The following is a 10993-nucleotide window of genomic DNA, read 5'->3' as shown; positions in this document are numbered from 1 at the left end:
GAACTACTCCTTGCTCACGCGACGCAGGTCGGCATCCACCATCATGTGGATCAGCGACTCGAGGCTGGTCTGCGGGCTCCAGCCCAATACACGCTCGGCCTTGCCGGGGTTGCCCAGCAGAACTTCGACTTCAGCCGGGCGGAAGAACGCAGGATCGATGACGACATGATCCTGGTATTTCAGTCCGACGTACTCGAAGGCGATCCTGCACATGTCACGCACGGTGGTGGTGACGCCGGTGGCCACGACGTAGTCGTCGGGCTTTTCCTGCTGCAGCATTCGCCACATGGCCTCGACATAGTCGCCGGCGAAACCCCAGTCGCGCTTGGCGTCGATGTTGCCCAGGCGGAGTTCACGCTGTTTGCCCAGTTTGATGCGGGCAACGGCATCGGTGACCTTGCGGGTCACGAACTCGATGCCGCGCAGCGGTGACTCGTGGTTGAAGAGGATGCCGCTGGACGCGTGCAGGCCGAAGCTCTCGCGGTAGTTAACCGTGATCCAGTGGCCGTAGAGTTTGGCCACACCGTAGGGGCTGCGCGGATAGAACGGCGTGCTTTCGTCCTGTCGTTCTGCCTGGATCAGGCCGAACATCTCGCTGGTGGACGCCTGGTAGAAACGGGTCTCCGGGCTGAACTGGCGGATCGCCTCGAGCAGGTGCGTCACACCCAGACCGTCGACTATGCCAGTGGTGACGGGCTGGTCCCAGGAGCTACCGACGAAGCTCTGCGCCCCGAGGTTGTAGACCTCGTCGGGTTTCGCCTTGATCACGGCGCGCTGCACGGAGCAGGCATCCGCCAGATCGCCGTCGAGATAGGCCAGCTCCCCCTCGATTCCCAGTTCGCGCAAACGCCAGCGTGTATCGGTGCTGCGCCGGGCGACCAGGCCGTGGACGCGATAACCCTTTTCCAGAAGCAGTTTGGCGAGATAGGCGCCATCCTGGCCGGTAACCCCAGTAATCAGTGCATTTTTTGTCATTCTTGCAACACCCGTGTTTCCCAATCAGACAGGATCGTCTCGAGGGTTTGTCTTATCGTTATGGTCGGCTTCCAGCCTGTCGCCTGCTGCAGCTTGACGTTACTGGCACAGACCCGACGTTGCTCCGCGCGCCTCATGCGCGCGGGGTCCTCGACCAGTTCCAGCTCGACTCCCGCAAGTTCCGCGAGTTGCTGGATCAAGTCGCGAATCTTCTGCTCCTGCCCGGAACAGACGTTGTAAACCTCACCACTGATGCCCTTTTCGAGAATCGCGAAATAGGCGTCGATGACATCGCGAACATCCAGGAAGTCGCGCGTGACATCCACGTCCCCGACTACAAGGCGCGGCGGTTGGAGCCCCAGACGCATACGTGCGATCTGGCGAGCCGCACTGGCCAGAACGAAGGCGTCGCGCTGGCCGGCTCCCACATGGTTGAAAGGCCGTGCCAGAACAATGTGCCAGCCTTCGGTGTAACTCCATTGCTGGCACAACAGTTCGGCGGACAGCTTGCTCACCGCGTACGGATTGCGCGGCCTGGGCGGCAGCCCCTCATGGATCGGCAAGTCTTCCTCGGCGACCTGGCCGTAGACATCGCCGGAACTCACATAAAGGAAGCTGCCACTGAAACCTGCGCGCTTGAGCGCCTGTAACAGGTTCAGGGTGCCTTGGACGTTGACCTGCAAGGTCGCCGCCGGATCGCGAAAGGCTTCCGGCACGAAGGTCTGCCCGGCGAGGTGGATCACGGCATCGGGCACGCCTGCCGAAAGCGCCGCGTCCAGGTCATTCGGCTGGAGCAGATCGACGCGGCCGCATTCAAGCAGTTGCCAGAGGCCCTGCATTTCCTGCAGGCGGCGCGCGAGGTGCTGGCCAACGAAGCCAGTGGCCCCGGTGACGAATAGTTTCCTAGGCAAGTTCACCTCTCGATGCTGTCTCGGTGGTCGACGGTACGGCGACGATCCGCTCCCCGGTGAAGCGTTGCAGGCGGCGGCGGGCGATTTCGGCCCCCTTGCGCCGCAGGGGCTGTTCCACCAGGCGGTAGTTCAGCTCGCTTCCGACCACCATGAACACGATGGAGGTGAGGACCAGCTCGACGGTGAAGGACTTGTCGAGTGTCAGGCCCTGTGCCGTGGCGTAACGGGTCCACAACTCGACACTGAAGTGGTAGGCGCAGACATGGATCACGTAGAGCGCATAGGAGCGCGAACCGAGCCATTCGAGCGGCTTTGACAGCAGCGGAGGGCAGAACAGATAGCCCTGCTGGTAGCTGGCTATCCACACCAGTGCCAGCGACACCAGCGCGACCAACCCCACCGCGACGGGCACGGCGATCATCTGCCCCGGAATGGCGCCCAGCAGGTAGAACAGCACCAGCATCAGGCCCAGGCGCCACCAGGCACTCTCTCCTAGGAAGCTGGGTTCGAATTGACGGAACAGCGGGGTACGGCTGAACAGGCAGAGCAACACCCCCCACATCATGGCGTCGAGACGGAACGAGGTGAGCATGGCACTGATGGGCGTGCCGAAGGGATTGCGATCCAGGCCGAACTGCACCGTGATCAATAGCAGCAGGACAATGACCCGCCAGCGTGTCGAGGTCACCAGCAACAGGAATAGAGGGAAGAGGAAATAGAACTGCTCTTCCAGGGCCAGGCTCCAGTACACCGAGTTGGGCCCGAGAATCGCGCCGTACTGGTTGGCCAGGTTGCCGCTGAAGGTCGCCACCGCGGTGAAGCTGCGCAGGTTGTCGAACCAGGAGCCAAAGATGCCGGTCTGGTTGAACAGGATCGACAACGCCAGGGGAATCAGTATCCATAGCCAAGCCGTCGGCAGCAGGCGATAGAGCCGGCGTAGCCAGAAACTCTGGGCGGCAACGCCGAAATGGCCCTGCTGCCGGTGCTGGTCGAAATAGTCGAGGTAAGCCTTGCTCACGACGTAACCGGAAATGCAGAAGAACAGATCGACGCCGGTCCAAGGCATGTAAACGCTGAACAACGAATTGAAGAAGGTCTGGTGGAACGGCAACAAGACCGGCAAATGGGAGAGCAGCGTCAACCCCACTGCGAGAGCACGCAGGTACTCGATCTCGATGTTTTTTCCGTTACTCATACGTACTACCTGTCAGACCGGCTTGCGGGCGATGATCGCTTGGCTCTTGGGCATAGCCCGATCAAGCGCTTGTTTGATACGGGGGCCGTCCTCCATCGACAGCAGCATGTTCCAGGTGCGGGTCCAGCTATCCAGCAGCGGGTGCCAGGGCGGCGACAGGTCCTGCTTGCAGGCCCAGAAAAAGAACCACCAGACCGACCAGTAGAATCCGTACTGGGCCTTGCGCTCGATCACCAGGCCGGCTTCCTCGATCAGGCGCTCGAACTCATCCCGCTGGAATACCCGGATGTGATTCGGGTGCTCGAAGTAGGCGGGCGGGGCCAGGTCTTTCTGGACACTCTCGCCCAGCGGATCGGGAACCGTGATCAGGTACTGCGCGCCGGGACGGCCGACCCGCACCAATTCGCTCATGAACTGGCGGGGATCTTCGACATGTTCAAGCACCTCCATCGCGACGATCTTGCTGACCCGCCCATCGGGTAGCGGGATCGGATTGGCATCGGTGACCAGCGGCGTCATCGCGCGCGCTGGAGAACCTTGGAGCGCGCGCTCCACTGCCGCGACCTTATCGGCGTCGATATCGGCAAAGATCACTTCAGCGCCGCGATGGGCGCAGAACTGTACGAAGGGACCATCGCCGCAACCGATGTCCAGCACAGAGTCTTCCGCACAGATAGGGAAGCCTTCGAACAGCTCGTTGCTCTCCTGACGGAACCACCCGCTCAGTGAGGTATCGGCAAGCGTCGACAACTCGACGTTGTCGGCATTGGCGGGGGGGACGGCCTCCGCAACGGGTTGAGCAACGGGCTCCGCCACGGGTGCCGCCGCACGTCCTGACAAGCGCTTGAGGATCTCCAGCATCTCAGCTCCTGGATAACTGCTTTCGAGTTGAGCGAACGGCGCGCAGGCCACCCGCCATCAGGTGTGCGCGCCAGCGGCGCTCTCCATGCATCGTCATTCCGGCTCGGGCTGCGTTCATGGACAAGCGTCGAGCGGCTTGCGTGCCAGGATGATCTGGGTCTTGGGCAGCATCCGGTCGAGTCCTTCGCGCAGCACATCGCCGCCGGGCAGATGGATCGCGCGATGCCACAGGGTCGCCCAGTCATCGAGCAGCGCATGGTGCGGCGGCGCCAGCTGGTCATGCGTCGCGCCGTCGAAGGAACGCCCCTCCGCGCGGGCAAGCGTCCAGTAGAGCATCATCCACAGCGTCCAGTAGAAACCGTAGGAATGCCGGGATTCGATCACCAACCCGGCGTCAGTCACCAACTGGGCGAATGCTGCCTCGGAGAACACGTTTATGTGGTTCGGTGCCTGAAAATGCGCGGCGGGCGCCAACGGGCGCTGCAACTCCTCGCTCACCTGCGCCGGAACCGAAAGGAAGTACAGCGCGCCTGGCTGGCCGACACGGAACAGCTCGCGCAGGATCGCGCCCGGCTGCTCTACATGCTCGAGCATCTCCAGCGCCACGACCCGGCTAGCCTCTCCATCCGCCACCGGCAGCGGCAGGCTATCGGAAACCCAGCCCTCAACCTTGCGCGCGCCACTGTCTCTGACTCGTTCCTCCAAGGCCGCAATCTTGCCTGCGTCGGAGTCGGTGAAGATCACGTGGGCACCACGTCGAGCACAGAACAGAGTGGCGCCGCCAGCGCCACAGCCCACATCCAGCACCACATCGTCGGGGCTGATCGGAAAGCCGCGGAACAATTCATTGCTGTGGTTCTGGAACCAGCCGGCCATGACCGCATCCACCAATCCACAATCCAAGGAGCGGACCCGCTCGTCGGTGGGCAGCGGATCAGGCCCGGCGAGTCGCCGTCCCAGTTTTCGCAGCCAGGATCTGAACAGACTCATGTGCAGGCCTCCGCGCGGTGATCGATGAACGCTAACAACCGTTCCTTGGCAGTCGCTCGGGAACAGTGCGCATGCATGCGCTCGATGGCCGTGGCGGCCATGTGCTGGTACCGCTCAGGAGTATCGATGTAGCAACGATATGCATCGCGATAGGCCTTCACCAGGGAGGCCCAGTCAATCTGGTGGCGAAGGGTACGGTAAGCCAGGCGAGGATCATGCGGCCAGGCGGTTGCGTCCAGCCAGGTATCAACGACAAAGGCCACCTGATCGTCAATGTAATCCGCCATCGCCGAATGCTGCGGTGCCACCGCGGGCTTGCCGCAACTGAGAAACTCCATCAGAGGCAGGCACTGCCCTTCGCCGTGGGAAGCGTTGATGACGAACGCAGTCGAACGGATCAGTTGATCGTAATCGGCGCGTTCAAGGAATCCATGCAGCAGAACAACACGACACTTGAATGCCGGCATTCGGGCCATACACATCAGCATGTCGTTCATGGCCGATTGATAGTCACGGTGTCCGAGCTTGAACAGCAGCGTGGCATCGGGGGTATCGCGGAACGCGCTACAGAACGCAGTTAGCATGTCGACCCAGTTCTTGCGGCCGTCATAAGGGTTGAAAACCGCCGTGAACACCACGCCGCTGAGTTGCAAGCTGTACTCGGCCGGCGACCAGACGGGCATTTCGGCGACCTCGCCGGGAACCTCGGGCAGTCCGCCCGGCTCTACCGGGTTGGTCGGCTCCAGTGGTACTTCCACTTTCTCAGGCTCGGCTCGTACCGCCGGAACGCCTCGCGAAGGCCGCAGAAGGTCAAGAAAGACCAGGCGGTACCACTCGACCAGATAGCGCATTGTGATGCGCACACGCGATTGCGGAGCAGCTAGGGGCACGGCAGACGGCACGAGGGCCTCCTGGGGACGAGCCGCGCGCTCACGCTCGCGGGCGCTGGCAACGGCCCTGGCCACAGCGTCGACATTGGGGATGTAGGGTGTAAGAGACAGGTCGTGGCTATCCATCAACACACCCGAGCGCACCTGGATGCGGCTCTCCATGTGCTGCGCCGGAGCGGTATCACGGATACCGGCATATCGGTCCCAAACGGGCGCTGGAATCGACACCACCGGGAAGTCCTCGCCCAACTCTGCGCGGGCCGCCTGCACGGTCAGTTGCGAATGGGTGATGGCCTGTCCACATTCGGCAATCACGGTTGCCCAGTTCTGTCGTTCATCGTCGAGCCAGGACTGGTTCGGAATGGAGTCGAACTCCCAGGCGAAGACCGGGATGGTTGGGCAACGCAGTCCCGCCGGGGTCTTGTGCGGAGGCGTGAAGCTAAGGAAAAGGCAGTTCTCGTTGCGTGCGCACGCCTCGTCATAGAGCGGATCGACCTCGTTCAAAGGCCGCTCCACCACAATGACCTCGCCCAGTTCCTGGAGGACCGGGAGGAACTCCTTCAGTACGAAGTAATAGCTGTAGTCGGGAAGCCCCAGGCTGCTGGCGATCTGTGCCGCACCAACTTCGGAGTAAACCAGGAGTCTCATCTGGCCACGCTCCGGACTCTGGTTTCCACGCCACGCGAGTCATCGACCACCTGTTCGAAGAACGCGCCGAGCGCATCGGTCACTGGCATGAAGGCGCAGAACGCTTTCATTCGCCTCAACGCTGCAGCGGAAAGCTTCTGGTAACCGCGGGCGTCGTCCCTGGCCAGGGCATAGCTGGCCCGGAAGGCCTCCATCAGGGACTGCCAATCAAGGCGATAACGGTGACTGGAGAGCATCCCGGTCGGGTCATGCGGCCAGCAGGTGGGCTCCAGCGCGCCCCGCACGAGGAAGGCCAGACTCGAGTCCAGATAATCCGCCATTGCCGTATGCCGCGGCGCCAGGGCAGGTTTGCCGGCGCAGAGAAACTCCATCAAAGGAAGACACAGCCCCTCGCAGGACGAGGCGTTAACGTAATAGTCGCTGGCGTCCACCAGTTGGCGGTACTGGTCATCCTCCAGAAAACCGTGGAGCACCACCACGCGACAGGAGAAAGGCGCCAGGCGCGAGAGCAAGGTCATCAGCACTACCCGGTAATGCTCCAGGTTGTGGTGCGTCATTTTCACCACCAGCGTGGCGCCAGGCTCGTCGCGGAAGGCCCAGCAGAAGGCGGTGATCAGGTCGATCCAGTTCTTGCGGCCGTCAGCCGGATTGAGCACGGTCGTATAGACCACGCCCTCGACCTGCAGGTTGGTGGCCGCGACGGCCACGGGAGGCGGCGCTACGATCGCCACGGGCTCCTCGACCTTCCTGGGTCGCCCGGTGAACTCCAGCCACCAGTCTGAAAACAGGACCTGACTGATGCGACGGTATTCCGCCCAGCGCGATACCACCGCCGGTTCGGAAACCTGCTCCATCTCCGGTTGCGCCACGGCCTCGACAACCGGTTCGGGAGCAGCGGCCGGCTCTATTTTGCGCACCAGCCCGTCAGCACTCAGGCCGAGAATTGGGCTGTCGATGATCACGCCGGGAAAAGAGAAATGGCGAGGACTTTGCCGGGGCAACAGGCCCTGGTGACATTCGTTCTCGCCGAAACGCTCCCATACCGGGGCGGGGGCGGCGAGGACCGGTAATCGGCCCTGCGTCGCCGCACGGACCAGATCGGCGGCCTCGCTGCTGGTGGCGATGCAACCCTGGATACGTTCAAAAACATAGCGCCAGTCATTGCGCGGGTCGCCACCCCAGGGCTCATCGGGAATGCTGTCGAACTCCCAGGCGAATACCGGGACGGTCGGGCAGCGCAGGCCCAATGGCGTCTGCTGAGGCGGGCTGAAGCTGAGGAAGATGACCTTGCGTCCCTGAGCACTGTGCAGGTCGTAGAGGGCGTCGACTTCGTCCAGGTTCTTGACCTCGACGACAGTGCCCAATCGCTGGAGTGCCGGAATGAACTCCTTCATCAGGAAGAAGTAGCTGTATTCAGGCTTGCCAAGCGAGTGCTGGATGCTGTCCTGATTGATTTTGGAGCCGATGAGAATGAGCGTATTCATAGTACTTCCGCAGAATCCGTCCTGCGCCACTCTTATTGTTGTTCAGGCCTGTGAATGACCTGTCATAGGGAATAGCTGCGCATACCAACAGTTCTTGACCGCTCTGGCAAGGGCCAAACAGCTGACTGAATGGTCGTGTGAGAGCAGGAAGCGGCAGCGGCCGGAATTAGCGAACTGGTACGCCAGTACGCGCCCAAAACGTGACTTGCAAGTACCGATTGCGAACCGGAATCGCTCCTGGCTCAACCCATTTCACCGACCGGAATTGCAGATAAATCAGCTAGCTTCGATGCGCACTGGCGCAGTGAATCAGGCGCCTCTGAAACCAGCACCTTCCAAGCCTGGCGCTACTCCATAGGCGGGATAGCCCACGGCAGCTGCCAAGCAGCAAACGCAGGCTCACTTCCTCGGCTTTGCCCGCGCGGTCGGCTCGGCTACCAGAGGATCATCCGGCCAGTAGTGCTTGGGGTAGCGCCCCTTGAGGTCCTTTTTCACGTCCGTGTAGGTGTTGCGCCAGAAGCTGGCCAGATCCTGGGTCACCTGCACCGGGCGCTGAGCTGGAGAAAGCAGGTGCAGTTTGACGACCTGGCGGCCACCGGCGATGCGGGGGGTATCAGCAAGGCCGAACAGCTCTTGCAATCGCACCGCCAGCACCGGCATCTCATCGCTGTAGTCCACTCGGATGCGTGAACCGGAGGGTACCTCCAGGGTACGTGGCGCCAGTTCGTCGAGGCGTTGCGGTAGCGGCCAGGGCAGCAGGCTCTGAAGGATGCCGGCAAGGTCGAGGTTGGAAAAGTGGCTGAGGCGGCTGACCTTGCCCAGCCAGGGCTGCAGCCAGTCTTCCAGACTGGTCAGCAGGGCGCCGTCGGAGAGGTCCGGCCACTCGCTGTTGCCCTTGTCGGCAAGGTCGAGGCGGCGCAGCAGCGCTACACGCGCCTGCCACTGACGCAGTTCCGGGGTCCAGGGCAACAGCTCGAGCCCCTTGCGTCGTACCAGGCCGAGCAGCGCCCGCGAACGGGCTTCCTCGTCCAGCGCGGCCAAGGCCTCTCGGGCCAGTACCAGTTCGCCGACTCTGATCTGCCTTTCAGCACGCAGCACGCCTTCGCGTTCGTCCCAGTCCAGCAGGTCCTGATGGCTCACCTGCTCGGCCAAGGGCCCGTCGAACAGCACCGGGTCGAGATCGGCGGCCAGGTAGATGCGCTCTTCGCGCTGGCCCTGACGGCTGCCGAGGTCGGCGATCACCAGCCAGGGCTCCTTCATCAACGCATCCGGCTCACCGAACGTGGCCGCTCGACCATTGGCCAGGCGGTAGTCGGCGCCGCCTGGCCGACGTTGCTGGGCGATACGGTCGGGGTAGGCGAAGGCCAGCAGGCAGCCGAGCCAGCGCGGGTGATCCGGATCGGCCACAGGGTCACTGGCCGGGCCACGCAGGTAGGAGCGGAACTGCCGCGCTAGTTGGCGGGTTCGCTGCACGCCGCTACGGGTAGCACGTGCGGCCCGATCGCCACCCGCCAGCAGGGCGAGGCGGCTATGTAGATCAGCACCGCCGCCCCGCAGGATGTCGCGTTCGCCCAGCAGCGCCGCAAGGTCACAGGCCAGGCCGCCGAGCCCCAGGGCCTGGCCACGCAGCAGCAGGTGGGCAATGCGCGGATGGGCAGGCAGCTCGGCCATGGCCTGGCCATGGCGGGTCAGGCTGCCGTCCTCAGCCAGAGCGCCGAGGCGTTGCAGCAGATCACGTCCCTGGGCATAGGCGGCACTGGGCGGCGGGTCGAGCCAGGCCAGTTCATTGGGGTCCCCGACGCCCCAGCGCGCAAGTTGCAGCGCCAGGCTGGCAAGGTCGGCCTGGAGGATTTCCGCGCTGCCGTGGGCGGCCATTTGTTCGTGCTGGGCCTCGGACCAGAGACGATAGCAAGCACCCGGCTGCAGGCGTCCCGCACGGCCGGCGCGCTGGGTCGCAGAGGCGCGGGAAATCCGCTGGGTGTCCAGGCGCGTCATGCCGCTGGCCGGGTCGAAACGCGGCACCCGCTCCAGGCCGGCATCCACCACGACGCGCACGCCGTCGATGGTCAGGCTGGTTTCGGCAATGTTGGTAGCCAGCACCACCTTGCGCTTGCCCGCCGGGGCTGGCTCGATGGCCGCGCGCTGGGCCGCCAGGTCCAGTTCGCCGTGAAGCGGGCAGAGCAGGATGTCGGGGCGACCGTCGAGACGCTCTACCAATTGCTCGGCGACGCGGCGGATCTCCGCCTGGCCGGGGAGAAACACGAGCAGGCTGCCGGGTTCGTCGGCCAGGGCCTGAAGCACGGTCTGCACCACCTTTGGCTCGAGCGCCTCCCCCGGCTGGCTGGGTCGGCCCCAACGCTGCTCCACCGGGAACATGCGACCTTCGCTGCGCACCACCGGCGCCTCATCCAATAGACGCGACAGACGCTCGCCTTCCAGGGTGGCGGACATCAGCAGCACCTTCAGCGGCGGATCGTCGCGTAGCAGGGCGCGTCCGTTCAGGCAAAGCGCCAGGGCCAGGTCAGCATCGAGGCTGCGCTCGTGGAACTCGTCGAAGATCACCAGGCCGACGCCTTCCAGTGCCGGGTCGTCCTGCAGGCGGCGCGCAAGGATGCCCTCGGTAACCACCTCGATACGGGTGCGCGGGCCGACCTTGGATTCCATACGGATGCGGTAACCAACGGTTTCGCCCACCGTCTCACCCCGCTCGCTCGCCAGACGCTCAGCTGCGGCGCGGGCAGCCAGGCGGCGGGGTTCCAGCATCAGGATGCTCTGTCCGGCCAGCCAGGGCTCGTCCAGCAACGCCAGCGGCACGCGCGTGGTCTTGCCGGCCCCGGGCGGCGCCTCCAGTACGGCTTCGTTGCGAGATTGCAGGGCGGCCCGCAAGGCGGGCAGGACGGCATCGATGGGTAACGGATTCATGGGCGCTCCAGACTGGCGCGAAAGTATACCGGCGAACTGCCAGTTCCTTGCCGGGGTCTTGGCGATGTCAGGCAGTTTTGCAACAACAGCCTTGATATAGTTGCGATCTTTCGACCA

The 10993-nt window shown here is 63.5% G+C and carries 8 protein-coding genes; all 8 read right to left on the bottom strand.

The window, feature by feature from the left end; translation table 11 throughout:
- Positions 1–3 precede the first annotated feature (3 nt).
- Complete coding sequence (locus tag FFS60_RS02215) at positions 4–975, bottom strand: GDP-mannose 4,6-dehydratase (RefSeq protein WP_137821006.1); 972 nt, start codon at positions 973–975, stop codon at positions 4–6.
- On the bottom strand, positions 972–1886 hold the full coding sequence (locus FFS60_RS02210) for a GDP-mannose 4,6-dehydratase (protein ID WP_137821005.1): 915 nt from the start codon (positions 1884–1886) through the stop codon (positions 972–974). The genes FFS60_RS02215 and FFS60_RS02210 overlap by 4 nt, the downstream gene beginning before the upstream one ends.
- Positions 1879–3081 carry an acyltransferase gene (locus FFS60_RS02205; RefSeq protein WP_137821004.1) on the bottom strand — a complete coding sequence of 401 codons (1203 nt, stop codon included), beginning with the start codon at positions 3079–3081 and terminating at the stop codon, positions 1879–1881. Before FFS60_RS02205 ends, FFS60_RS02210 begins: the two co-directional genes overlap by 8 nt.
- 12 nt (positions 3082–3093) lie before the next feature.
- Positions 3094–3942 carry a bifunctional 2-polyprenyl-6-hydroxyphenol methylase/3-demethylubiquinol 3-O-methyltransferase UbiG gene (locus tag FFS60_RS02200; RefSeq protein ID WP_137821003.1) on the bottom strand — a complete coding sequence of 283 codons (849 nt, stop codon included), beginning with the start codon at positions 3940–3942 and terminating at the stop codon, positions 3094–3096.
- 114 nt (positions 3943–4056) lie between these two features.
- Complete coding sequence (locus tag FFS60_RS02195; RefSeq protein ID WP_256658025.1) at positions 4057–4818, bottom strand: class I SAM-dependent methyltransferase; 762 nt, start codon at positions 4816–4818, stop codon at positions 4057–4059.
- 110 nt (positions 4819–4928) lie between these two features.
- Positions 4929–6470: a glycosyltransferase gene (locus FFS60_RS02190; RefSeq protein ID WP_137821001.1), complete on the bottom strand. Its 1542-nt coding sequence runs from the start codon at positions 6468–6470 to the stop codon at positions 4929–4931.
- A complete protein-coding gene (locus FFS60_RS02185; protein ID WP_256658024.1) occupies positions 6467–7984 on the bottom strand; it encodes a glycosyltransferase in 1518 nt (505 codons plus the stop codon). Before FFS60_RS02185 ends, FFS60_RS02190 begins: the two co-directional genes overlap by 4 nt.
- Positions 7985–8353: 369 nt before the next feature.
- Positions 8354–10876: an ATP-dependent helicase HrpB gene (gene hrpB / locus FFS60_RS02180; RefSeq protein WP_137821000.1), complete on the bottom strand. Its 2523-nt coding sequence runs from the start codon at positions 10874–10876 to the stop codon at positions 8354–8356.
- Positions 10877–10993 lie beyond the last annotated feature (117 nt).

Source organism: Pseudomonas sp. D(2018) (genome assembly GCF_005502555.1).
Classification (GTDB): Bacteria; Pseudomonadota; Gammaproteobacteria; order Pseudomonadales; family Pseudomonadaceae; genus Metapseudomonas; species Metapseudomonas resinovorans.
The sequence above is the reverse complement of the archived record's forward strand: the minus strand, read 5'-3'. Positions and strand labels throughout refer to the sequence as shown.